General features: G+C 48.8%; 18 protein-coding genes and 1 riboswitch. Of the genes, 12 read left to right on the forward strand and 6 right to left on the reverse strand.

Features of this window, described 5'->3' with window-relative positions; translation table 11 throughout:
• The first annotated feature begins 1276 nt into the window (after positions 1 to 1276).
• The 3 genes from ACR6Z4_RS07025 (at position 1277) to ACR6Z4_RS07035 (ending at position 5503) form a co-directional block, all read left to right on the forward strand.
• Complete coding sequence (locus ACR6Z4_RS07025) at positions 1277 to 2200, forward strand: peptidoglycan-binding domain-containing protein (protein WP_479716527.1); 924 nt, start codon at positions 1277 to 1279, stop codon at positions 2198 to 2200.
• 257 nt (positions 2201 to 2457) lie between these two features.
• A complete protein-coding gene (locus ACR6Z4_RS07030) occupies positions 2458 to 4089 on the forward strand; it encodes a peptidoglycan-binding protein (RefSeq protein WP_479716528.1) in 1632 nt (543 codons plus the stop codon).
• Between the two features lie 193 nt (positions 4090 to 4282).
• Complete coding sequence (locus ACR6Z4_RS07035; RefSeq protein WP_479716529.1) at positions 4283 to 5503, forward strand: peptidoglycan-binding domain-containing protein; 1221 nt, start codon at positions 4283 to 4285, stop codon at positions 5501 to 5503.
• A gap of 242 nt (positions 5504 to 5745) precedes the next feature.
• On the opposite strand, the gene sat is transcribed toward ACR6Z4_RS07035, so the two are convergent.
• Positions 5746 to 6924, reverse strand: a complete 1179-nt coding sequence (gene sat, locus ACR6Z4_RS07040) for a sulfate adenylyltransferase (RefSeq protein WP_479716530.1) — start codon at positions 6922 to 6924, stop codon at positions 5746 to 5748.
• A 232-nt stretch (positions 6925 to 7156) separates the two neighbouring features.
• On the reverse strand, positions 7157 to 8215 hold the full coding sequence (gene mnmA, locus ACR6Z4_RS07045; protein WP_479716531.1) for a tRNA 2-thiouridine(34) synthase MnmA: 1059 nt from the start codon (positions 8213 to 8215) through the stop codon (positions 7157 to 7159).
• A gap of 248 nt (positions 8216 to 8463) precedes the next feature.
• Here mnmA and ACR6Z4_RS07050 point away from each other — a divergent pair, with 248 nt between their 5' ends.
• A complete protein-coding gene (locus tag ACR6Z4_RS07050) occupies positions 8464 to 9489 on the forward strand; it encodes a hypothetical protein (RefSeq protein WP_479716532.1) in 1026 nt (341 codons plus the stop codon).
• A gap of 25 nt (positions 9490 to 9514) precedes the next feature.
• Entirely contained in the window at positions 9515 to 9982 is a 468-nt protein-coding gene (locus ACR6Z4_RS07055; protein ID WP_479716533.1) for a phosphate-starvation-inducible PsiE family protein, read from the forward strand.
• A 115-nt stretch (positions 9983 to 10097) separates the two neighbouring features.
• On the opposite strand, the gene ACR6Z4_RS07060 is transcribed toward ACR6Z4_RS07055, so the two are convergent.
• Positions 10098 to 11054 (reverse strand): RNA polymerase sigma factor, RpoD/SigA family, encoded by a 957-nt coding sequence (locus ACR6Z4_RS07060; protein ID WP_479716534.1) that lies wholly within the window; start codon positions 11052 to 11054, stop codon positions 10098 to 10100.
• A 954-nt stretch (positions 11055 to 12008) separates the two neighbouring features.
• On the opposite strand from ACR6Z4_RS07060, the gene ACR6Z4_RS07065 reads away from it, so the two are divergent.
• Entirely contained in the window at positions 12009 to 12815 is an 807-nt protein-coding gene (locus tag ACR6Z4_RS07065; protein WP_479716535.1) for a M48 family metallopeptidase, read from the forward strand.
• Positions 12816 to 13309: 494 nt separating this feature from the next.
• A riboswitch (Glutamine riboswitch) is annotated at positions 13310 to 13394 on the forward strand.
• 69 nt (positions 13395 to 13463) lie between these two features.
• Positions 13464 to 13886 carry an arginine synthesis PII-interacting regulator PirA gene (gene pirA, locus ACR6Z4_RS07070; protein WP_479716536.1) on the forward strand — a complete coding sequence of 141 codons (423 nt, stop codon included), beginning with the start codon at positions 13464 to 13466 and terminating at the stop codon, positions 13884 to 13886.
• Positions 13887 to 14122: 236 nt separating this feature from the next.
• Here pirA and ACR6Z4_RS07075 read toward each other — a convergent pair whose 3' ends face one another.
• The 3 genes from ACR6Z4_RS07075 to ACR6Z4_RS07085 all read right to left on the reverse strand — a co-directional run bounded on the left by ACR6Z4_RS07075 (position 14123) and on the right by ACR6Z4_RS07085 (position 17619).
• The gene (locus ACR6Z4_RS07075) at positions 14123 to 15142 is read right to left on the reverse strand and encodes an ABC transporter ATP-binding protein (protein ID WP_479716537.1); all 1020 of its coding nucleotides are present in this window, start codon (positions 15140 to 15142) and stop codon (positions 14123 to 14125) included.
• A 228-nt stretch (positions 15143 to 15370) separates the two neighbouring features.
• On the reverse strand, positions 15371 to 16351 hold the full coding sequence (locus ACR6Z4_RS07080; protein ID WP_479716538.1) for a heme o synthase: 981 nt from the start codon (positions 16349 to 16351) through the stop codon (positions 15371 to 15373).
• Positions 16352 to 16647: 296 nt separating this feature from the next.
• Positions 16648 to 17619: a COX15/CtaA family protein gene (locus ACR6Z4_RS07085; RefSeq protein WP_479716539.1), complete on the reverse strand. Its 972-nt coding sequence runs from the start codon at positions 17617 to 17619 to the stop codon at positions 16648 to 16650.
• An 80-nt stretch (positions 17620 to 17699) separates the two neighbouring features.
• Here ACR6Z4_RS07085 and ACR6Z4_RS07090 point away from each other — a divergent pair, with 80 nt between their 5' ends.
• The 5 genes from ACR6Z4_RS07090 to ACR6Z4_RS07110 all read left to right on the forward strand — a co-directional run bounded on the left by ACR6Z4_RS07090 (position 17700) and on the right by ACR6Z4_RS07110 (position 23777).
• Positions 17700 to 17975: a hypothetical protein gene (locus tag ACR6Z4_RS07090; protein WP_479716540.1), complete on the forward strand. Its 276-nt coding sequence runs from the start codon at positions 17700 to 17702 to the stop codon at positions 17973 to 17975.
• Between the two features lie 911 nt (positions 17976 to 18886).
• Positions 18887 to 19885 (forward strand): cytochrome c oxidase subunit II, encoded by a 999-nt coding sequence (locus tag ACR6Z4_RS07095; protein ID WP_479716541.1) that lies wholly within the window; start codon positions 18887 to 18889, stop codon positions 19883 to 19885.
• A 94-nt stretch (positions 19886 to 19979) separates the two neighbouring features.
• Positions 19980 to 21647, forward strand: coding sequence for a cytochrome c oxidase subunit I (ctaD, locus tag ACR6Z4_RS07100; RefSeq protein ID WP_479716610.1), 1668 nt, complete (start codon positions 19980 to 19982; stop codon positions 21645 to 21647).
• 162 nt (positions 21648 to 21809) lie between these two features.
• Positions 21810 to 22433, forward strand: coding sequence for a cytochrome c oxidase subunit 3 (locus ACR6Z4_RS07105; protein ID WP_479716542.1), 624 nt, complete (start codon positions 21810 to 21812; stop codon positions 22431 to 22433).
• A gap of 348 nt (positions 22434 to 22781) precedes the next feature.
• Positions 22782 to 23777: a cation diffusion facilitator family transporter gene (locus ACR6Z4_RS07110; RefSeq protein WP_479716543.1), complete on the forward strand. Its 996-nt coding sequence runs from the start codon at positions 22782 to 22784 to the stop codon at positions 23775 to 23777.
• The last annotated feature ends 1 nt before the right edge of the window (position 23778 follow it).

Raw genomic sequence — 23778 nt, forward strand, 5'->3', positions numbered from 1 at the left:
CTCAGTTTGATGAGTCCTAATCCATAGTCATTACGACTTTGATTTAATCTCATCGTAGTACAAGTTTAGACGTAAGTAAAGAGAGAAAGAGTCATGCTTTCGGATGAAATTTAATAGCGCCTGCTATAATGCACCTCGATCGTCTCTACTAACTTCATCTCGGGCTTAGCTCTCTCCGTAGGAAACTTTTGACCCGTAAAAATTCATCTCAGTAGGCAATGTTGTTAAACAAAGTGAGTGCGGATCTCAAGACAACGCCACATCTCCCTTCACTCAACACCAGCGACAGATCAGGATCGTCCTACTATCATGACTGACTGGCTTAAGCCATGGGTGCAGCAGCAGGTAGGGATAACCCACACGGATAACCGAACTCAACCGTTGCAACCAGGGCGATGAACCGCACAGAGACTTGCTAAACCTGCTCATACAGAGATTTGTCAGTCAACCAACATTTCAGGTATAAATAGTTCGAAAAATCAACTTTTTAGATCAGTTCCAAAACGGCAAGCCACACATTTTATCTGCCTCGGGTATTGGGGTTTGTGATCACAAAGTTCGAGATACAACTGAGTAAGTGCTTATTTAGAAAACACCCTTCATCGGGTCTAAGGCATAGGTTTTAGCAACACCTACTCGCTCAAGTGGTGAGATTTTACAGGCTTTATTTCAAAATTTATCTAACAAAAGATCGTGTGATATTCTCCAGTTAGTAAATTAGGATCCTATAATGTGGCAATCCAGATCAACTTCAGGGGGAGATCGGGTTAAAAAAACTTGAAAATAGACTTAAATTAACAGGTACTCAGAAACCCTCTTGGACAACAAGCTGGTATTTAGAGAATCGCGTTTCTTTAAGAAAGTTGATAAGAAAGCAGATCGAGTTTGATCGGGGAATCTTATAAATAGGATGACGATAAATTGCACAGATTGCGATCGCTTTCTTGCAGGCATTCAAATGACATCCATACGGCAACCCTCTAAAGGACATCAATCTTTAGGACATAAATTTTCGTATCCCAAGATTCAGCTCCAGGATTGAGCTAACGCGATCGCCATTGCCTCATAAACCTTAACCCCCAGGTTTTTACCCACTGCCAACCTCACAGTTAGGATCGTGGATTGAATAAGATCGAATATTGAATCGTTTGGAGGGGCGAACGGCCGTTCGCCCGGACAACAAATCATCGGAGTTATTTAATTCCCATTCCTGAGAGTCCGTTTACCCTCCGTCAAATCTGTCAAAAGTAGTCCCTCATTCTTAAGCAGGTGCCCTATGGAGTTAATTGCCTTTACTCATGCCGCTGCTGCCTACGAAGATCCGACACCACCTCCCCAATTGCGATCGCTAGACGCCATCCATTTGGATATCCCCAGTTCAAGCTGGATGTCTCTGCTGTCTGCGGCTGTTTTCGTCTCCTCTGTTAATTCCGTGGCTCAACCCGCTCAAGCCCTGACGTATTACGGATATGGAGACAACGGAGCAGGCGTCGAAGAGATCCAATCTGCTCTGGCAGACCTGGAGTATTACGACGGTGAGATCAGCGGAGAGTTTGATGCGGCAACGGAAGCTGCATTAACTGATTTCCAAGATAACCAGGGCTTGTATGTTGACGGCGTTGCCGGCGAAGACACGCTGACTGCATTGGGGCTAGACCCTTTAATTGATCAGAGCACAGCCGCAGAAGTCGAGGATGTCACGGTCAACCCCACAGACGGAACTTTGCGCCTGGGTGATGAAGGCTCACTCGTTGAAGATTTACAAATAGCATTATCCGAAGAGGGGCATTACTCCGGCGATGTAGATGGGGTGTTTGGCAACGACACACTGGATGCTGTACGTGCATTTCAGGATGAAAACGGGCTAGAAGCGGATGGCATCGTTGGTGCCAGCACCTGGGATGCGCTGGGCTTGACGGACGACCATGAAGTCGATGAGTCAACGGATACTGGGGGTGATCTGGAAAGCAGCTCACTTCGGTATGGAGATGAGAGTACCGACGTTAAAACCCTGCAATCTGTATTAGCAGATGAGGGATATTACTTTGGTGCCATCGATGGGGTATTTTCAGATGAGACCCTGGATGCAGTCCTGGCATTTCAAAAAGATAATGATCTCATCGTAGATGGGGTTGCAGGTGGCGATACACTTGAAGCGTTAGGTCTTTCTGATCTAACAAATAGGAGCAGTACCACCTAGAACTATACCGAAACGTTGGTTTTTCGAGGTCGCAGGGCAGGAAAAATCAATTCTTCTAACCATTTTCGGATAGCGTATTAAAAGCCACCTGCGTCTTAGAAAAGGAATTAATCTTCCGAGCTGAAGAAAAGGTGGTCTGTCGTTCGATTTCAATCTCGTTCATGTGCCTCAGGTTTTTAACGTCGTTCGCGATGATTCAGGTCGAGGCAAGTCTTTTTTAATCACTTTGTTTACCGCTGTAATTGGGCAGGTGCTTCATGGAAGTATTGGCATTCACTCACGCTGCTGTTGCCTACGGGGATTCGACAACTCAGATCCAGTTGCGATCGCCTAAAGACTTCATCTTCAAAGCACCCGACTACACGCTGCTCGGGTGGCTATCATTTGCTGCATTTGCTGCGGTAGCAGGGGTTTTTCCAGAGTCTGCCCAGGCAGCACTTTGCATTCAGGGCGACGAGGGAGCAGCCGTTGAGGCAATTCAAACGGCATTATCCGACGAGGGCTACTACTTTTATGGCATTGATGGCGCGTTCGAGTCTCAGACCTATGATTCTGTCTTAGAGTTCCAAGCCGCCTATGGTTTGCCAGCCGACGGCAAAGTAGGAGATGCCACACTCTCAGCACTGGGACTGGCTGAGGCTGAAGGCAGAGTTTTTGGTTATGGCGAAACATGCAACGTAGGCGTGGGCGGCGGTGGCGGTAGCCCAGACGGTGGCAGCAATGGTGGCAGTGGCACAGTTAGTATTGCCACAGAATCAGAAGCCCTCCTGGTACGGCTTCGCCCCACTACTGCCAGTCAAGATATTGATGCCATTGCGAAAGGCACCCGTGTTAATTACTCCGATGTGGCGACCGAAAATGATGGCACCTGGCTCTATGTCTCAGCCTATGGCGGCTGGATTCGTGCCGATTACACAACCTATGCAAACAGTGGCGGTGGTGGCGGGTTTCAAGAGGTCGATGAGCGGGGAACCGTCCGCATTGCGACAGCCTATGATCCCCTGCTGGTGCGATCGCAACCCACTACAACGGGTGAAATTCTCGACAGTCTTGAGAAAGGAAGCCGGGTCAACTATACCAAAGTGGCTTCAGGAGCCGATGGATCGTGGCTTTATGTGCCTGCCTATGGCGGCTGGATCAGCGCCAACTACACCACCTATTTTGCGGGTGGCGGGGGCGGTACCTCTGAAACCATCCAGACAGATGAAGGCAGCGTCCGCATTGCCACTCGTACTCGTCCTTTAATTGTGCGATCGCGTCCGACCACCGAAAGTGACGCCCTCAACGTGATTGCCAAAGGTACGCAAGTCACCCACTCTAAAGTGGCTACGGGTTCTGCCGGAAAATGGCTGTATGTTCCGTTTTATGGCGGCTGGATCAGCGCCGAATACACAACCTATGGCAAAGCTGACGACACAGCATCCACGACTGCTGGGAATACAACAGCAGCTCCTAGCAACACCCGTGCGGATAGTGGCGATCGCGACACTAGCGTAGCCGATAGCAATGATACTAACGCGCCCAGCAGCGCTACCACTGACACAACCAGTAGTCCTACCACCAGTGGCAGTGATGATACGGCAACTGCCAACGAAGGGACAGGGGATGGCACCGATAGTACTCCAGTCGCCCCGAACGAAACTGCCATTGTGGAAGAAGACAGTTTTGAGCTAGGACGGTTAGCAGAAGTTAAACTCAACAACTCCAGCGTCTATGGCAGCCCCAATCAGTCCAGTAGCGTTCTGGCATCCATTGAACAGGGCACCTACGTCGCCTATACCAAACGCGCCAAACTCAAGAATGGTGAAGAATGGTATTTTCTACCGGCTTACAATGGCTGGATCCTTAACAGCGCCCTGGAGTTTGTCTCCATTGACTTTCCCAAATAAACCAGACGTTGCTGCTAACACTTTTTGAGAGAGCGACGGCGGAGCCGTCGCTCTCTCAAAAAGATTCACAGGCTAATTGGTCGGTGATCTAGAGTGTGAGTTATTTTGTAAGAGCTGCGTTTGCTATAACGCTAGAGCACAAGTGCTATAGAGCCGTGTTTTACCAAGTGATGTTGTAATATCCTGGTGTCCTATGGAATTGTTAGCATTCACCCAGTCCGCTGTTTTCTATGAAGATGCCGCAGTAGAGATTGAAGACGTTTCCCTGGAAGCTATTCAGGGGAGACTATCCCAGTCATTATGGACAGGTTTACTTTCAGCTGGTGCGCTTATGGTAGCGTTTTGCACCAATCCCAAGACAGCCCTGGCAGCTCTGCGTCCGGGGGATACAGGTTCCTCGGTAGAATCGCTCCAGCTGGCATTGTCTGCCTCTAGCTACTACACCGGCAGTGTCACGGGCTATTACGGAGCCATGACTGAAAGTGCCGTCTATGCCTTCCAACGCGATCGCGGCATTACACCCGATGGTATTGCTGGTTCCGAAACCTTACAAGCCTTAGAACTCAACCCCAACTTAGATGGCAGTAGCACTAGCAGCAACAACGTCAGTGGCGGTGGCGGCGGTGGCTCCGTAGCAACATCCTATAATTTGCCCGCCGATACGACCAGCACCACAGGCTTGAGCAGCGTTACCGCTGTCAATAACTCCGCCACTTCCTCCGTCTCTCCGGTTGTAGCAACGACCAGCGGGTTTAATACACGTGGGGTTGTCAAAACAGTCTACGGTGTTGGCATTAATGTTCGCCTCAGACCCGCTGGCACGATTGTAGACGGCAAACCCGATGGAGCAACGGTGGTATATGACCCCAGTTCGGCGATCGACCAGGCAGGTTATACCTGGGTTCAGATTTCGGAACAGGGAAACTGGGTGGCTCAACGATATGTCACCGATCGCACAACCACAGGGGGCGGGGGCGGATATGACGGCACCTATCGGGTGATTGCCCTCAACGGCGTCAGCATTTACGATCGCCCCAACGGTTCAATTATCGGCAGTCTACCCAGAGGCGTGTTAGTGTCGCTGGCAGGCGAAGATGTGTTTAATGGTGGGCTAATTTGGGGGCAGTTAAGTGCCAGCCGAGGCTGGGTTGTGAAAGATGGATTGAGCCAGGTCACGGACGCAGGTACAGGCGGCGTCACGGTTGGCGGGGTTCCCAGTGGCACCTTGAGAGCCAGAGTTGTGGCGGATGCTTTAATCGTTCGAGATTCACCAGCCGGGAATGATACGGGTGCAGCTCTGGTGCAAGGAGAAATCGTTGCCCTCACCGGGTCAACGGTCGTGCAATCGGGGCGTACCTGGTCAGAACTGAGCAACGGCAATTGGGTCGCTGCCGATTTCCTCCAAGCCATCTAACGCTGGCGATCGGATAGCGCTCACGCGCACAAGAAAGCAGGAAATGGGTGGAAAAGCGTTGCAGAGCAACGCTTTTCCACCCATTTCCTGTTCTGTAGTGATTGGCAAGAGTAGAAGGAGAAGCGATCGCTTCTCCTTCTACTCTTGTATTTCAGCACTGATAGCCGTGTTCAAGTTCGTGCAGTGCGGAAACGGTGTGGAGCGCTCTGCCCCACACCGTTTCCGCAGTAAATCAGCTATATCTAAGCTTCCATGGGCACTTTCATGGCACGGGTCAGTTCTGCGGCAACTTCAGGACGAGAAAACTCAGGGGGTGGCAATTCACCCCGACGCAACATTTCTCGCACCTTAGTACCTGACAGGTGGACTCGTTCTTCGGGCAAGCTAGGACTGGTCTTAGTCGTTGCCATTTGCTGAGTCCGCTTACAGAAGAAAGCGTGCTCAAACATCATCGGCATGATCCCCAGGTCTTCTGGCTTAAATTCGGCAAAAATGTATTGCGCATCGTAGGTGCCATAGTAGTCGCCCACACCCGCGTGGTCGCGCCCAACAATGAAGTGAGTACAACCATAATTCTTACGAATCAGAGCATGGAAAATAGCTTCTCTGGGTCCTGCATACCGCATTGCCGCCGGGTTAATTGCCAGAATCACTCGATCCTGTGGAAAGTAATTTTCCAGCATAATTTCGTAGCAACGCATCCGCACATCCGCAGAAATGTCATCTTCCTTGGTTGCGCCTACCAGGGGATGCAGGAACAGACCATCAACCGTTTCCAATGCACACTTTTGAATATATTCGTGGGCACGGTGAATGGGGTTACGAGTCTGGAACCCGACAATGGTCTTCCAACCCTTTTCTCTAAACAACGCCCGAGATTCAACCGGATCAATTTGGTAGGTAGGAAACTGAGAATGGGGATCACGGTGGAGTAAGAATACCGGCCCCGCCAGGTTGACTTCACCCTGGTTATACACGACCTTGACGCCAGGATGCTTTTCTTCGTTGGTACGATAAACGTGAAGCGCTTCGTGCATCTTATCGTATTCGTATTTCTGGGTTAGTTCCAAAACACCCACAAAACGACCGCTTGGATCATTTAAGCGAATCAAACTGCCCTCTTTTAAGGGGGCTGCAACGGCGGCGCTTACAGACAACGTCACGGGAATCGACCATGGCAAGCCATTCACCAGATACATTTCATTGACGACTCGTTCGTAGTCTGCCTGTTCCATGAACCCTGTTAGTGGGCTAAATGCACCGATGGCAATCATTTCCAGGTCAGAAACCGCGCGCTCATCAAGCTGGACACTGGGCAAATGCTCGGCTTTATCAAGAAACTCGGCTTTTTGCTCAGGTGTGCAGATCCGATTGATTAACTGCCCACCATGAGGGGCAATGGCGTCTGAATGTAAGCTCAAGGTTGTTCCCTCTCTACGTTGAATACGACAACTGCTCAAGATGAAGTTACTTTTTGAAAAAATAATTAAGCAATCCCAGCAATATCCTATTACGGAGATGAGTAAAAGCACGGATTAATCTGAAGCGCTCACGCTTTCTTAATGATGAACGCTTTATATTTAAAGGCTTTTAAAGTCTTGATAGGAGTAACTGAAACCAGCGATCGCCCCTTGTAGGTTAATAGATCAGAGATCAGTCTCCCAGCGGTTCAATCAAACCGCCGCCCAACAAAATATCGTCATCGTACCAAACAGCGGCTTGACCCGGCGTGATACTAAATTGAGGCTCGTCGAAGACAACGCGAACGCGATCCGGCTCTAAAGGAATAATGGTTGCGCCAACGGCTGGCGATCGATAGCGAATTTGCACCTGGGCATGAATCGGTGCCGAAGGTGCGGTAATCGAAACCCAGTTGGTTCGCTGAACGGTACATTCAGGATTTTGCGCGGCGGTGCGATCGCCCACAATCACTTGATTTCTGCCCGCATCAATGGCGATGACATACAACGGCTGCGCCGCCGCAATGCCCAGCCCTTTGCGCTGCCCAATCGTGTAATGGTGGATGCCCGCGTGTTTACCCAACACCTTGCCAAATTGATCGACAATGTCACCCTCTTGAGGAGCCAGATACTTATCTAAAAAGGTCTGCATAGACCCATGTGCCTCAATCAGGCACAAATCCTGACTCTCTGGCTTATCGGCAGTATGCAGCCCCAACTCCGCCGCAACCCGCCGGGTTTCCACCTTGGTTTGTTCACCCAAAGGAAACAGCGTATGCGCTAAGACATCTTGAGGCAGGTCATAGAGAAAATAAGACTGATCTTTGGTGCGATCGCACGCTCGGCGAAGTTGATAGCGTCCCGTATCGGGATCTTGAGTAATCCGAGCATAGTGACCCGTGGCAATGCGATCGATCGCCAATTCTTCCTGGGCGTAGCGCAACATAGGGCTAAACTTTACGGCTCTGTTGCACTGCGAACAGGGCAGTGGTGTAATCCCCGCCGCATAACCACTCACCAAATAGTCCACAATATTTTTTTCAAACACATCCCGGCTGTCTACGATGTGGTGAGGAATCTCCAGCTGTTCGCAGAGCGTCGCTGCATCTACCATGCCCTCAGAACAGCATTGACCTTTACCTTTCATCAGCCACAGCGTTAGACCCACAACGTCATAGCCCTGTCGATGTAAAACAGCGGCTGCGGTTGAGCTATCCACTCCCCCTGAGAGTCCGACCACAATCTTGTTCATGCGCCTGAAGAAAATTTCAATCTATTTATCTAGGTAGTCATAAATTAAACCTGAAATCTGAAATTCTGCGCCGCCCGCTGCGCGGGCGGCGCAGAATTTCAGATCTGGGTTTTAATTATGCCGAGTTACTTATTCTAGGCTAACACTTGCTAAGAGCAGTCTAATCATGACTTGCCCGTGCTAAACTTGCTGGCAAAATTCACTATTTGCTGTCTCCCATACGGTATGGGGCAAGGGGCTATTGCACCATGATTCAAATTGCTTACTCAACTGTGCGATCGCTGACTGCGCACATCCACCCATCGATCCATCATCGGCGTCACTTAACGGCATGGGCAACGATCAGCTTGGGCGTCGGTCTGCTGCTTTGCCCATTGGCAGCTTGGGCAAACCCAGCGAGTCCAGATACAGAAATACTGATAGCCCAACAGATCATTGATGGATTGCCTCCTGCGCCACCCCTGCCTCCAGCCATGCTGCCCCAATCAGGAACGACTACGCCAACGCCGTTTCAGTCTTTTCCAAGCAATCCATCGGTGCAGGTGCCTGCCCCTCAGACCACGGTTCCATCCCCATTTTCGACCCAAACTCCCAGTTCTGAATTCACACCTTCGCCCAGTACCGCCACAACCACCATTGCAGCCGAACGCTACGCCGTCTTAGTCAACGGTAATAGCCCTTTACTACTCGACCAGGTGCGAAAAATTGAGGTGGGTGCATTTCTCCAAGATCACGATGGTCGTCGCGTAATCCAGGCCGGTCTATTTAGCGAGCCATCCAGGGCAGACCAACAGGTTGCTGCCCTTGCAGAACAAGGGATTGGCGCGGAAATTGTCCCCGTCACCCGCACTGTCGCCGTAGCAACACCCACATCGGCTGGCTATACATCCTCGTCGCCACTCCCTGAGCCAGACCTCTTACCTGCTGCACCCGTGCAACGAGAGGTTGTGTTTGGGCAAGCACCAACCTTTAATAGCGCCCAAAGTACCAGCACAGGCTATGCTGTTGCCGCCAATTCAGAGACCAATCTACCCGATAATTCTTACTATGTCGTTATTCCGGGGAATACCGCTGAATTAAGAGATATTAGTGTGCGGGTCACTCAATTAGCGGAAGGGCTGGCGGTTCAGGAAAGTTCAGTCGTTGAACGAGATTCCCCCTTGGGACCCCATGTCATCGTGGGTCCATTTATTAATCGGAGTGCTGCCTTCCGCTGGAGTGATTATCTACGGGCATTTGGATTGCTCGATTCGAGGGTATATTACAGGCGTTAACGCAACCAGGGCACTACCCATATTTATGAATAGTTTGCAGCGATTTTTTCAGAGCCTAAGGCGTACTGGAAAGGATGAAAACTTTCTCCGCTTCCTATCGTTTGTTGAAAGCGTCACCTCTAAGATCCTGTCGATCGCGATGGTGGTTGTTTTATTCGTTGCAGTCGCTGATTTATGTATTTTTTTAGCAGGAGAATTATTTAGAGACCCCTATGCTTTCTTTGGCATTACTTTGATTGAGATTTTTGGCTTATTTCTCAACATTTTGATTGCCTTAGAAATTCTAGAAAATATCACCGCCTATCTTAAAAAGCACGTCATTCAGGTTGAGCTGGTGATTGCAACGTCGTTAACGGCTGTTGCCCGAAAAATCATCATTTTTGACTTCAAAAGTACACCCGGACTCTATCTTCTGGGTTTGGCAGCAGCCATCTTAGCGTTATCGATTAGTTATTGGATTGTTCGACGAACCAATCGCCAATACAAAGAATAGATACCGCCCTATGCCTCTTCAATAAAAAAGTAATGGGTCGAGACCCTGAGCTTCGTGCAGGGTCTCGACCCATTACCTATGCTGTTCTGAAATGGGCAGCGTCGCCCTGATTTGCTTAACTTGCCAGGTATTCGCGAATATCTGCTCGCCGCTTTCTCAACTTGTTGAGTGCCTCACGTTCAATCTGACGAACCCGTTCGCGGCTAATGTTGAGCAGATCGCCAATTTTGGCTAACGTCAGCGTCTGCCCATCTTCTAAGCCAAAGCGTAGAGAGAGGACTTCTCGTTGTTGAGGGGTCAGGTCTGCCATCAGCTGCTCTAACTCCAGCCGCAAAGAAGATTGGGTAGCAAAGTCTTCGGGCGAAGGAGCCGTATCTTCCAACAGCTCACCTAACTCAGTGTCTTGATTGTCACCAACTCGTAAATCAAGCGATAGAGGTTGGCGTGCCCGTTCCAAGTATTCTCTGACCTGTTTAGAGGTGAGATCGAGTTCGGCAGCAAGTTCGGCAACCGTTGCTGTGCGTCCCAACTTTTGGGCAAGTTGCCGTTGTACTTTCTTAATTTTGTTGAGTTTTTCGGTGATATGAATGGGAAGGCGAATCGTACGACCCTTTTCGGCGATCGCCCGAGTAATGGCTTGACGAATCCACCAATAGGCATAGGTCGAAAAGCGATAGCCCTTGGTGGGGTCAAATTTTTCGACCCCCCGTTGCATCCCAATAGTTCCTTCCTGGATCAAATCCAACAGGTCAACATTACGCTTAATGTATTTTTTGGCGACCGACACAACCAACCGCAAATTTGCCTCAACCATCCGGCGCTTGGCGATTTCTCCTTCGGCGATCGCTTGCTCCAACTCTTCTACAGAAGACCCGGCTTGAGCAGCCCAAACTTCGAGACTGGGAGAACACCCAAGTTGCTCAATCAGGGACTCCTTCAAATCTTGCAGCACACTCAAGCGTTGAACCTGCTTGCCATAGAGAATTTCTTGTTCATGAGTCAGTAGCGGCACACGACCAATCTCTTTCAGATAGGTGCGGACTAGGTCAGTAGAGGATTGGGCAGTTTTCATAATGGCAGGTATGATAAAAAGGGAGCTAGAACAATTGTACTAATCATAAAGAGGAAAAGAACTGAATCCGGACGTGACTTAGATGGGTTCCGGAAGGGTTCGAATAGGGAAGGGTCAAAATCTCTGTATACGCGGAGAGTGTAATTACATCAGCCTAATTAAAGGAACCCCGTTCGTCACTAATGCACTCGATCTACGACTAAAGGTCTCAGTTGCTTTGAAGAGGAAGTAGAGGTGATGACCGAACGAAATTAATTTGAATTACCGATGGATAGAGAACACAGTTAGAGCATGAAACATAAAATTTACCTCAGAAAATCAATGACTTGAAGCACTGTGCAGATCACCCAGTGATCACAGGCAGTGATTTGCAGAACCCCAACTTCAGCCCTGTATGGCGGGTTAACAGTGAACAAAGCTGAGACATCTTCATACCAGTAATCCTAGATACGGTCGAGGCAGAATTTATTAAGTAATGTAACATTTATGAACAAGCTTAACATACTTTCTCAGCCGCACAAACCTCTTCTCGAATTTGTCTGATATAGCCCTAGAGTACCCAGGAATCTTGTGTGATAATGCATCCTGTAAAACAAAACGCGTCCCTCGTTGCTAAAATCGGGAGGTTTTGGCATCAGCATTTTTTAATTTGTTTTAATAATTAACCGAGGCAGAGCTTAGAACAAATATTCCCAGTCGGGGCAAAAAGTAAAACCTGAGGATGACCCGTTTAATAAAAGCCTCTATAGCTTACGTTGGAAAATGTAGTGTCACCGTACATCCAAACGTAATCCCTCTGTTTTATTAAATCCACGATCCTTGGGAATAGATCATGTTTGCTGTGAGTAGCGGTGGACGTCTCCATCCTCACTCAGGAGACAAACCTTAATGTTCAAACGGTTTAATTGGGTATGCGTAACCGCTCCTTTGTCAACCTTTTAACAAGCGCATCCGATGACTAAGGTGAAATCAAAACTGAAACCTCAAACGAGTCTTCATCCAACGCAAAGCTTGCCGGATAGTGCCCCTTTATCGCCTGAAAACCAGAGTTATCACATCCGCATCAGCCATCGAGCCAAGCATGTCAGCATTCGTGTGTCGCATTTAGGTGAAGTCGAAGTCGTCATTCCTCGCGGATTTGATCAAAGCCGGATTCCAGACATTCTCAAAAATCGGCAAGATTGGATCTTAAAAACCACTCGACGAGTTAAGGCAGAGCGTCAGTCTTGCGCTTTAGATGCCGTTGGAAATTTGCCTCAACACATCAGTCTGCGATCGCTCGCTGAGGAATGGTCGGTCAGCTATGTCCACATGCCTTCGGATCGGGTGGTCTTGAATACAACAAAACCTAACCAACTAACCTTGCACGGACAAATCGACAATTTAGACCTGTGCAGACGCGCCTTACAACGGTGGTTGCAGGTTAAAGCTCAAACTCATTTGACCCCCTGGCTACGCCAAGTTAGTCAGGACGTAGAACTACCCTGCGGCAATATCTCAGTCCGAGGTCAAAAAACGCTCTGGGCAAGTTGTTCTAACAAGCACAACATTAGTCTCAATTACAAACTTTTGTTTTTACCGCCGCAGCTCGTGCGTTATGTCTTTATCCATGAGGTCTGCCATACGGTTCATCTCAATCATTCGCCACAATTTTGGGCGCTCGTTGCCGAAAAAGAACCCGACTACAGGGCAATGGATAAGGAAGTTGGCAAAGCTTGGCGGTATGTGCCGGAGTGGGTTGAGCGATCGCCCATTGCCTGACCCTAAGGCGTGTTTTAAAGCTTGCTAAGCGGGTTGTTTTTTCGTGCGCGAAGCGCACGAAAAAACAACTTTTAAAGCAGACCCTAACCATTCTCAAGTATCTCATTCAAATGAAGTCCGGGATGTTGAGTGAGAGCCGTGCAGGGCACGGCTCTCACTCAACATCCGTAATATTAAGTACAGCAACGGTGTTGTGGGGTGCGGAGCACCCCACAACACCGGACTGAATCAACCCGCACCTTTGAGACCCAACATTTTTTAATCAGCAAATTGCTATTGCTAAGAATTGTTACATTAGTTCGTATTTTCAGCCTTCTCGGGTGTCAGAAGTTACATCGAACCTATCAGGGAATATCTAGATTTCATGACAAAAGGCAGGTCTTACCCCGTATAAATCGGGTTTCAAGTGATAAAGAATACATTTATTATCTTAAAATCACTTAATTTGCAGATCTGGAACCAAAACGGTAAAATCATATACAGACAGGAAGAAAATCGTTCATCTCTCTAGCGCCCTCATCCGTTGTTTGCGGACGGCAAAAGAGACGGAAGTAGGGACAATTCCCGAAGGAACGCGCCTCATTTTTCAACCAACTGCATTACTTACGTTCTTTACTGATAATCTTAGGCACTTTGGAGGCGACTAGAATGAAGCTCTCTTATCGGGGTAATAGCTACGAAATTAATCCTACGCCATTAGATATGGTGCCCAGTGGGGTAACTGGCTCTTATCGAGGTCAAACCGTCCAGTTTTCATATCCCAGACATATTCTCGTTGCCCAACCCACGCTCAACCTGACTTATCGTGGCGTTGCTTATCGCACTACTGAAACGGGAGCCATTGAATCCGTTGCCAGTATCGAAACTAGACCAGCCCTTGAGGGTATTCATGCGGATGCAGGTCAACCTGTTCCGGTCAGACAATCTCGGCGAGCTATGATTGCTGAGGTTGCTAAAGTTCACCATGAGAATATTCGGCGCAGTCTGCAACATCGTTTAGAAGTTGCCAAAGCTAGAGGTGATGATAATTTGATTCATCAGCTCGAACAAGAAATGCAGCAATTTGTTTAACGATCGCGATCGCAATTAACATCGAGAGTCAAGGTGTACCCCTCAACCTCAGCCAAGGCGATTAGCGCTTGGGCACCTTACTCTGGAAGGTTTAGTCGAATTTCAGAGACTGTCCCACCATTGAATTTGGCGATCGCCAGATAACGGTTGAGAGCAAAGCTATGCACTCAAACACAAGATAGTAATACGACAAAAAGCGGCGCGTCGCGCCGCTTTTTGTCGTATTACTGAGTTGATTACCGCATCTTCTTTTTACGTTCAGCTTTAGGATCGCGAGTTTCGGTCGCTGCCAAATCTGCATCTAGCAATGTTCTTCCTGTAGCAGCGAGATAGACATCATCTAAACTGGGGCGCGATTGAGAGATACCAAACGTTGGCAGTCCGGCATCTTTGAGCGATTGCTGAATCGTCAACAGGGCATCACTCTGCGGCTCAACCACCAGGTTGAGAGAATTGCCCTGAGCTTCGTTGATGATAATTTCCTGGACAAATGGAAACGTTTTCAACAGCGTTTTAGTCGATTCAGCCTCATCTCTAGCTGTAAATTCGCGGATGCGTAGAGTAATGCGATCGCCTCCTACTTTATCTTTCAGTTCGGATGGCGTGCCTGTTGCAATTACCACACCCTGATCGATAATGGCAACGCGATCGGCAAGGGCATCGACCTCTTCTAAATAATGACTTGTTAGCAAAATCGTAATTCCCTCTGACCGCAGTTGCCGCAGAAAATTCCACACGGTTGAGCGACTTTCAATATCCAAACCGACAGTAGGTTCATCCAGCACCAGCACATCCGGTTGATGTAGCAACCCCGCTGCCAAATCTAAGCGTTTGCGAATGCCTCCCGAATACGTGCCTGTGCGTTGGTCTGCCCACTCGTTTAGACCCAGCAACTCAATCACTTTATCAATGCGATCGCGCACTATGGCACGGGGCAAATGATACAGAGCGGCTTGCAATTGCAACAGTTCTCGCCCGGTCAACACTTTATCGAGCGCCACTTCTTGAGCCACATACCCCAACTTTTGCCGCGCCGCGATGGGGTTGTCTAACACCGAAATGCCAGATACGGTTAATTCACCTCGATCAGGCGTCGTCAACGTGCAAAGACATCGGATTGTCGTTGTTTTGCCTGCCCCGTTGGGACCCAACAATCCAAAAATCTCTCCCGCTTCAATCTTTAGAGAAACATCTTTAACCGCTTCAACAGAGCCATAGCGCTTTTGGAGTTTTTCAATTACAACTGCTGGAGCCATGACCATCCCCACCCCTCAAATTTCGGTACCAAACCCATTGTAGTTTTCTGGTTTCCGTTTTGTGCGGTGCTAGTTTCTGGTAAGAAATTGGACGTAAACCCGAAGGGTTTACGTCCAATTTCACCTGGATCTGTTTAGATTTTTTGTTGTGTGCCGCGCTCCGCGCGGCACACAACAAAAAATCTGTAGCTTATGCAATTGAAAATTGCTGTAAGTCCAGATATGGTCTTAACGCGTTGGTATTTGACTAATCAGAGTATTGAAGTTGTCGCTTAGCATGGCGATCGCTTGATGAGTCACAGGCAGACTGTCGATCGCCATACCCACGCAGAGCAACATCATATACAGGATGGAATACTTGAACAGCGATCGCGCGACATCCTGATCTGAGGGAGTTTGCAGCAATGACCAGGCTTTAGCAATAAAAATTGCACCCAGGAAAACAGCAAATCCGGCATAAATAGGACCCATCACCTGCACAGGATAGACCAGCAGCAACGACGTGAAAAAGGTAATCAGCGTGTAAATCCAGATTTGCTTAACGGTCGGTTCAGCACCAACCACTACAGGCAGCATCGGGATGCCGACTTTGGCATAGTCTTGACGGATCATCAGTGCCAGTGCCCAAAAGTGAGGAGGTGTCCAGAAAAAGATGATGGCAAAAAAGACCCAGGCTGCCCAACTGAGTTCGCCGGTGACGGCTGCCCAACCAACCAACGGTGGAATGGCTCCAGCGGCACCCCCAATCACAATATTTTGGGTGCTATGCCGTTTCAGCCAGTGGGTGTAGACCAACACGTACGTGACAATGCCAGACATTGCCAAACACGCACTCAGCACATTGGCAAAGACGCTTAGCATCGTAAACGACAGAATCGCCAGGGCGATCGCAAACACTAACGCATCCCTCACCTGAATTCGTCCCGAGGGAAGAGGACGATGGCGAGTGCGTTCCATTTCGTAGTCAATATCGCGATCGTAGAGACAGTTGATGGTGTTAGCAGACGCAGCGGCAAACGTTCCGCTCAACAGCGTAATCAGTAATAAAACCGGATCAACTTGCCCTTCAGCCGCAATCCACATACTACCTGCGGTAGTGATCAGCAGCAGAATAATGATTCGAGGTTTGGTGAGTTGCCAATAGCTTTGGATGACCTGCCAAAAATTTTCGTGGTGACGCTGGGTATTCGCTAACGCTGTTTCGTGCATTGGGAAAATTCCTCAAGAGCTTTGTGGAGAGATGGGGTGAGGAGAAAGGATACAGAGGGCATTACATAATCCGGCGTAGGATTTTGGTGCCGCACTTTGCGTGGCAACCAGATCCCATCGATTCAATTAGCAACGCCATGTGAAGAACCAAATAACAAGGGTTGAGCGGGGTATGAAGGAGGGATAGGCAGAGCAAAGATCATCAGTAAAGAGCGATAGGATTGCAAGTTGCACGTTTGACGGCAAGGTTTAAATCTGAAACCTTGACTCTGGTCTCTAACGCCTACATGGGTTCTCTAAGCCGCTTCTAGAAAACGTTGACGATCGCGCAATCCGAGCACGGTGAAACAAACCAACGTTCCCAGAAGCAAAGCTCCAACGGCTTGATGCGTCACGGTAAGGGGTTCAATTTGCAAATGCAACCGAAAGGTTGCGACCCCCAGGGCAACTTGCAGGAGCAATAATATGCCTACGGCTTTCGACAAGTGCCGTAAGGTTGGATGGAGGGCAGGAGTTCGACGTGCCAAAATAATCACCGCTAAGACCGAACAGCTAGAAGGCAGAACACCGATGAGGTGGCTGTTCATCACCGTACAAAGATTAGCCAGGGCTAAGCATTGATGGAGTGCCCACTGAGAACCGACCAATCCGCCCGAAAGGCTTTGTAAATAAATTAAAATCGCAGCAGAGAGAGAAACCCAGGGCAACTTAGCAACCGTTCCGGTACCCTGATAGGGTAACAATAAAGTCCCGATGATCAACACGGTGCAGAAAAACAGTAATGCTGTGCCCAGATGAGCCGTCACGATGTCAAATCGCAACAATTGGGTCACCGTTAACCCCCCTAAAATGCCTTGAATGATCACCAGAACCAGCGCCCATGTGGCTGCCCAGGGTGTCCAGCCCGGTAAATCACGGCGATGCCACCAGCAAAGACCGCTAAGTGCGATCGCCATCAGCCCAATCAATGAGGCGTCCAGTCGATGAAACCATTCTAAGAAAACCTGCAAATTCATCTGTTGAGCAGGAAACAAGGTGCCGTAGCAAAGCGGCCAATCGGGGCAGGCAAGACCGGCATTCATCACACGGGTCGCACTCCCGATCGCCATTAATAAAAAGGTGGCGATCGCCAGCTTCCATACTAAACGGCGGATCGTAACCTGAGCACTTGAAGAATCGACTATATCGCTGGATATTTCAAGTTGATTCACAGACTCAGCCTGATTGAAAGAGGTTGCTGCATTCTGCCGCAAGATCGATTCAGTCATTCTGCCTCCATAAACATTCATCTCATCAATCAAGCGTCGCTGCCTATCGGATTAGGCTTGAACGCGAAACGTCAAGTTTTGTGTTCAAACTACCGTCAGCATTCGCAACGCCATCAGTCGCTTTAGAAATTGCCTGTACTCACGTACTTTTAGAAATTGCTCGTATAAGAACGACTACAGATCACAGATTTAACTCACCTGTCATTGTTTTTGAGAGAGCGACGGCTGCGCCGTCGCTCTCTCAAAAAGGATTGGGCTTTATGGAATTTGTGATCCAAAAGAAGCCTGTTGTCATAGCAATGGGCTTTGAGCCGATAGAGAAACCTGATGTTGAAACGTCACAAAACATTGTGTGAGTCTAATATGCTCCATGGAAATTGACGAAAGTTCATCAACTATGGGGCAGACGCTTCACATCATTCCCCTATCTCCTTTATCTCTGTTCTCACTCAATACTTTAGTAACACTAGGCTACAATTCAGACAGCTTTAGGGATTTCTTCGGATTGTGGCTATAAATTTCAGATCGTGAGGTCGAATTTTATTTACATTTCTCTACATTTCTTCAGTTCCACCAGCCAGGCATCGGCATCGCACCTCATCCCCAGTTTAATCAAGTCAAGGCAATGGAGAGGTACCGCAGTAAAAAGCAGAGATAGTAGCTTCGTCGCCAGGTCCGGCGTAGCGCTAGACCGGGAAGATCCCAAAGAAATTCTAAAAATAAATAATTTCTTTAAGGGGTTTTTAGAGAACTGATCTACCTTGGTAAATGGGTATTCAGTACCTCAACCTCATTGAAAATTAGATCCAAAACCTTAATGCCGCCCGACCGTCGGGCAGCCCAGGGTTGCAAGGGTTCATGTTTCAGGTTGCAAGGGTTGATGTTTGATGACAACCGACTCACTCACCCAAATAGACTAAGTTTCTCCGTTGCACATTGTTTTTGGGGTCGAAGTTTTCAGTGTCGAACGTGTTTGAAAACGGCGATCGCCTACCCGACCTTCAGTCTAAATTGATGGATGTGATACTTAGGATCGTGGATTTAATAAAACTGACGATTTATTTTTGGAAGCGCGGCTCCGCCGCGCTTCCAAAAATAAACGTCCGGGCTTTAATTAATTTGTGATCCTTAAGGTCTGAAAATTAGTCCCTAAATTAAAAGTCTCACCAAACCTCCATCGCTTAAGTTCTTATTAAGGTATGGCAACAATCCTGCAAGTTGGGTAGACAGTATTAGTAATCATTAGGTAGCCAACTGGGAATTTATTGTGAACATTCCATCTAACATTCTGACGATGCTGGCTGGCATCCTTCTCACCCTGGTCAGCATATGGCTCGGTCAAAATCATGGTCTGCTACCTGTGGCAGCTTCTCACGAGGCTGAATTGGTAGATGGTCTGTTTAACACCATGATGACAGTCTCCATCGGTCTGTTTATCCTGGTTCAAGCGGTCTTGATCATTGTCGTGGTTAAGTTTCGGCGGCGTCCTGGCGACGAAACGGACGGGCCTCCTATTCATGGCAATATTCCGCTGGAAATTTTCTGGACTGCTATTCCAGCCGTGATCGTCTTAATGATCGGTGTCTATAGCTTTGATGTTTACAACAGCATGGGCGGTTTTGACCCAGAAGTAGTATCTGACCCCGGTGTGACGCAAGTTGCCATGTTACCCGATGGCACATCCACTGGGTTGATCGATGCCAGTGCTGCTAAAAAATCGCATGGTCATCACCACATGGCATTGGGAATTGGTGCCTTCCCCGAAGATGCGGGCAGAGCTGCCGATGTCATTGTGGATGTCATGGGCATGCAATATGCCTGGATTTTTAATTACGCAGGCAGCGGCGTCACAACGGGCGAATTGCATGTTCCCATCGATCGAGAGGTGCAACTCAATATCAAAGCGCAAGATGTATTGCACGCCTTCTGGTTGCCAGAATTTCGCCTCAAACAAGATGCCATCCCCGGTCGCGATACAGAACTGCGATTTAAGCCGACCCGATTGGGCGAATATCCGGTGATTTGTGCAGAGCTGTGCGGTCCTTACCACGGCGGTATGGTAACTAAATTATTCGTACACAGTCAGGATGAGTACGATACCTGGCTGCAAACCCAGATTGCCAGCCTCAATGACACGAATCAGGCGATCGCCCTTAAACCCGCTCAGCCCGATTCGTCTGCTTCCGCATTTGCTTCCTCTCTGGTCAGTCAATTGGGGATTCACCCTGAGACGTTGCCAGACTTTCAACATCAGCATTCTAGCTAGAACACAGCGCCTATTTTTTGCTTGATTTCAAACCCGGTTTGGTTTCTCCTATCCGTTCATTATTTTTTTTAAGCGCATTATGACTTCAGCAGAAATGCATGCGATCGCCCCTTCAACCACTCCGGATGGGGTTCCGGTTTACCGGAAATGGTGGGAATATTTCACCTTTAGCCCCGACCATAAGGTCATCGGGCTGCAATACCTGGTGACCTCCTTTTTCTTTTATTTGATTGGGGGGTCAATGGCAACGGCCATTCGTACCGAACTGGCAACCCCAAACCCTGACTTCGTCACACCCGATATGTACAACGGGTTATTAACGCTGCACGGCACGATCATGATTTTTCTGTGGATTGTTCCTGCCGGAGCGGGTTTAGCCAATTACCTGATCCCGTTGATGATCGGGGCACGCGACATGGCATTCCCAAAACTGAATGCGGTCGCCTTTTGGATGATTCCACCAGGGGGAGTGCTGTTGATCAGCAGTTTCTTTCTAGAAACCCCAAAGGCGGGTTGGACATCTTACCCACCCTTGAGTCTGGTCAGTGGGCAAGTGGGTGAAGGCATCTGGATCATGAGCTTGCTGGTGCTCGGAACCTCGTCGATCTTGGGAGCGATTAACTTCCTGGTGACCATCTTGGCGATGCGGGTTCCCAGCATGACCCTGTTCGACATGCCGCTATTTTGTTGGGCAATGATCGCCGTATCGGCGCTCATTTTAATCGGCACCCCTGTTTTAGCAGGAGCGCTGATTTTATTAGCATTTGACCTGCTTGCCGGAACCGCTTTTTTCAACCCCACGGGGGGCGGTGATCCGATTGTTTACCAGCATATGTTCTGGTTCTATTCTCATCCAGCGGTCTACATCATGGTGTTGCCGTTGTTTGGAGCCATTTCAGAAGTGCTCCCCGTTCATGCTCGCAAACCCATTTTTGGCTATCGGGCGATCGCATATTCCAGCCTTGCCATTAGCTTTTTGGGATTGATCGTCTGGGCACATCACATGTTTACCAGCGGCACCCCAGCATGGCTGCGGATGTTTTTCATGATTGCCACGATGGTCATTGCTGTACCGACAGGGATCAAAGTCTTTGGCTGGCTGGCAACGATCTGGGGCGGCAAAATTGCCCTGAACAGCACGATGTTTTTTGCCCTGGGCTTTATTTCGATGTTCGTCATCGGGGGCATCAGTGGCGTCATGGTTGCCTCTGTCCCGTTTGATTTACATGTTCACGATACCTATTTCATTGTTGCCCATCTGCACTATGTTCTCTTTGGCGGCAGTGTCTTTGGGCTATATTCGGCAATCTATCACTGGTTCCCTAAAATGACCGGGCGGATGATGAATGAGCCTCTGGGCATCATTCATTTTGCGTTGACGTTTATTGGCATGAACCTCACCTTTATGCCGATGCACGAACTTGGTCTACTGGGAATGAACCGTCGAGTTGCCCTCTACGATCCCCGGTTTCAAACTTTAAATATGGTTTGTACCGTCGGTTCCTATATCCTGGCAGTTTCGACCATTCCATTTATCATCAACGCCATCTGGAGTTGGCGGGCAGGTAAACCCGCAGGCAATAATCCCTGGAGAGCCTTAACATTGGAGTGGCTAACGACCTCCCCTCCTGCCAATGAAAACTTTGAGCAGTTGCCCGTGTTAATGGTCGGCCCCTACGAATATGGGGAAGGCAATCGCAACGCAGAACTACCTGCATCTGAGCCAGAGACCAGTCCGCCGGTTCTATCGGGTGGTGCGTAGCGCTGATCCGGGCGGTTATTTTTCGTTCCTGAGGGGAACGAAAAATAACCGTCTAACCACGTTTCGGATAGGGGCTTGAGCTATCTCTTGGTGCCAACCGTTCGATCCAATTTCTCCCAGCCTGATTTCTGTCCTAATCCTTCATCTGAATCGCTGAGACTTATGCAAGGTTCAACCGTTGACCCAGCTAAAGCGGCACTTAATTATCATCACGAAGCCGCCACCCATCACCATGAAGAACATCCCGACCATCGCATATTGGGTCTGATTGTCTTCCTCATCGCGGAGACGATGATTTTTGCTGGCTTGTTCATAGCCTATTTGACCTTCCGCGCTGTCGAACCCGCCTGGCCGCCCGCAGGCACGCCAGAACTAGAACTACTACTTCCCGGCATCAACACCATCATTCTGATTTCGAGTAGCTTCGTGATTCATCAGGCCGATACCGCTATCAAGAAGGATGATGTCAAAGGGTTACGCCTCTGGTTTGGCATCACAGCCTTAATGGGCACAGTGTTTCTCTGTGGTCAGTTGTATGAATATCTGCATTTAGAATTCGGGCTAAAAACCAATATTTTTGCCAGTACTTTCTATGTGCTGACAGGCTTTCACGGGTTACACGTGTTCTGTGGCATCTGCTTTATGCTGGCAGTGTTATTGCGATCGCTCAAACCGGGGCACTATTCCAGTAAGAGCCATTTTGGCATCGAAGCTGCCGAACTCTACTGGCACTTTGTCGATGTTGTATGGATTGTCTTGTTTTTATTGCTCTACATCCTGCATTAACGTGTCGTTGTTTTTGGGAAAGCAACGGCGGAGCCGTTGCTTTCCCAAAAAGATCTAGTACAGCAAAACGAAAGTTTTGTAAGGGGTGAAGGGGTGGAACTCTTTCTTGGGAGCCTCGCCCCCACCACCCCCATATTGCAAAATTTGGTGTTTGCAACACTAGGTTTTATAAGCCTGACACGATTCCGTTAGCACCAGTCATGCCTTGAAAAGCGGCGCGCCACTTTTCAACCCATCACCGATCGAGCGGAACGGTTTATTTTATGCAGTCATTCCTAAGATTCCTACCCAATCGCTGAAACCAGACTAGAATCGTCGATACTATCAAATTGCCTATATTAATTTTTGATGCACAATCACCATTTGAATTGTCCCCACACCCAGGCTGCTCAATCTGTCCACTCCACTAAAATCCGTCTGCTTTGGATTGCGCTGGTTCTGATCAGCACGTTTTCGATCGCCGAGTTAGTGGTGAGTTTTTCTAGCAACAGTCTGGCACTACTTGCAGATGCCGGACATTTGCTATCCGATAGCGTGGCGTTGGGCATCGCTATTGTGGCAACTTGGGTCGCCCGACTCCCTGCCTCCACCAATGCAACATTTGGCTATCGTCGCGTCGAAATTTTGGCGGCACTAGCGAATGGGATTGGCTTACTCGCGATCGCCCTGTGGATTATTTGGGAAGCAACCAGTCGCCTATATGGGGCTGACGCTGAAATTTTGAGCCTGCCCATGTTAGTGACGGCAGTGGTTGGGTTTGGCATCAACAGCCTCAATCTTTTCTTGTTGCACGAATATAGCCACGATGACCTGAATCTGCGAGGCGTTTTTCTGCATATGATGGCAGATGCCATCAGTTCGGTCGGTCTGATTGTGGCAGCTATTTTGGTGTGGACGATGCAGTGGAACTGGGCAGACACGGTGATTAGCCTGTTTGTGGCAGCGTTGATTATTGTCGGTTCCGTACCGCTGATTGCCCAAAGCCTGAATATTTTGTTAGAAAGGACACCCCACCATCTCAACCTGGATCAACTCACCACGCATCTTTCCAATTTTGAAGGGGTTTTAGCCGTTACTAATTTACGAGTATGGTCGATCGCCCTGGGGCAAGAAGCCCTATCGGCTCATATCACCGTGCATTTCAAAGATGGAGATATGCGCGATCGCCTTTTAGATAAAATTCAACGTTCGCTTCAACAAGAATTTGGCATCCAGGAAATTTTCTTGCAAATGGCATCGCCCACGTTAGAACGCGTTAGCCTGTCTGTCCCAGAACGCTTAGAACTGATTACTCTGCCCATTCAGCACGAACCGGAAGTGGATACCGCAGGCTTATCAAACTAGG

The organism is Calyptranema fuscum S582 (genome assembly GCF_055793305.1).

What these genes read in the sequence shown, in the direction of transcription:
- ACR6Z4_RS07025 (WP_479716527.1), top strand. Translation starts at nt 1,277, where the DNA reads ATGGAGTTAATTGCCTTTACTCATGCCGCTGCTGCCTACGAAGATCCG.
- ACR6Z4_RS07030 (WP_479716528.1), top strand. Translation starts at nt 2,458, where the DNA reads ATGGAAGTATTGGCATTCACTCACGCTGCTGTTGCCTACGGGGATTCG.
- ACR6Z4_RS07035 (WP_479716529.1), top strand. Translation starts at nt 4,283, where the DNA reads ATGGAATTGTTAGCATTCACCCAGTCCGCTGTTTTCTATGAAGATGCC.
- mnmA (WP_479716531.1), bottom strand. Translation starts at nt 8,215, where the DNA reads ATGAACAAGATTGTGGTCGGACTCTCAGGGGGAGTGGATAGCTCAACC.
- ACR6Z4_RS07050 (WP_479716532.1), top strand. Translation starts at nt 8,464, where the DNA reads ATGATTCAAATTGCTTACTCAACTGTGCGATCGCTGACTGCGCACATC.
- ACR6Z4_RS07055 (WP_479716533.1), top strand. Translation starts at nt 9,515, where the DNA reads ATGAATAGTTTGCAGCGATTTTTTCAGAGCCTAAGGCGTACTGGAAAG.
- ACR6Z4_RS07060 (WP_479716534.1), bottom strand. Translation starts at nt 11,054, where the DNA reads ATGAAAACTGCCCAATCCTCTACTGACCTAGTCCGCACCTATCTGAAA.
- ACR6Z4_RS07065 (WP_479716535.1), top strand. Translation starts at nt 12,009, where the DNA reads ATGACTAAGGTGAAATCAAAACTGAAACCTCAAACGAGTCTTCATCCA.
- pirA (WP_479716536.1), top strand. Translation starts at nt 13,464, where the DNA reads ATGAAGCTCTCTTATCGGGGTAATAGCTACGAAATTAATCCTACGCCA.
- ACR6Z4_RS07075 (WP_479716537.1), bottom strand. Translation starts at nt 15,142, where the DNA reads ATGGCTCCAGCAGTTGTAATTGAAAAACTCCAAAAGCGCTATGGCTCT.
- ACR6Z4_RS07080 (WP_479716538.1), bottom strand. Translation starts at nt 16,351, where the DNA reads ATGCACGAAACAGCGTTAGCGAATACCCAGCGTCACCACGAAAATTTT.
- ACR6Z4_RS07085 (WP_479716539.1), bottom strand. Translation starts at nt 17,619, where the DNA reads ATGACTGAATCGATCTTGCGGCAGAATGCAGCAACCTCTTTCAATCAG.
- ctaD (WP_479716610.1), top strand. Translation starts at nt 19,980, where the DNA reads ATGCATGCGATCGCCCCTTCAACCACTCCGGATGGGGTTCCGGTTTAC.
- ACR6Z4_RS07105 (WP_479716542.1), top strand. Translation starts at nt 21,810, where the DNA reads ATGCAAGGTTCAACCGTTGACCCAGCTAAAGCGGCACTTAATTATCAT.
- ACR6Z4_RS07110 (WP_479716543.1), top strand. Translation starts at nt 22,782, where the DNA reads ATGCACAATCACCATTTGAATTGTCCCCACACCCAGGCTGCTCAATCT.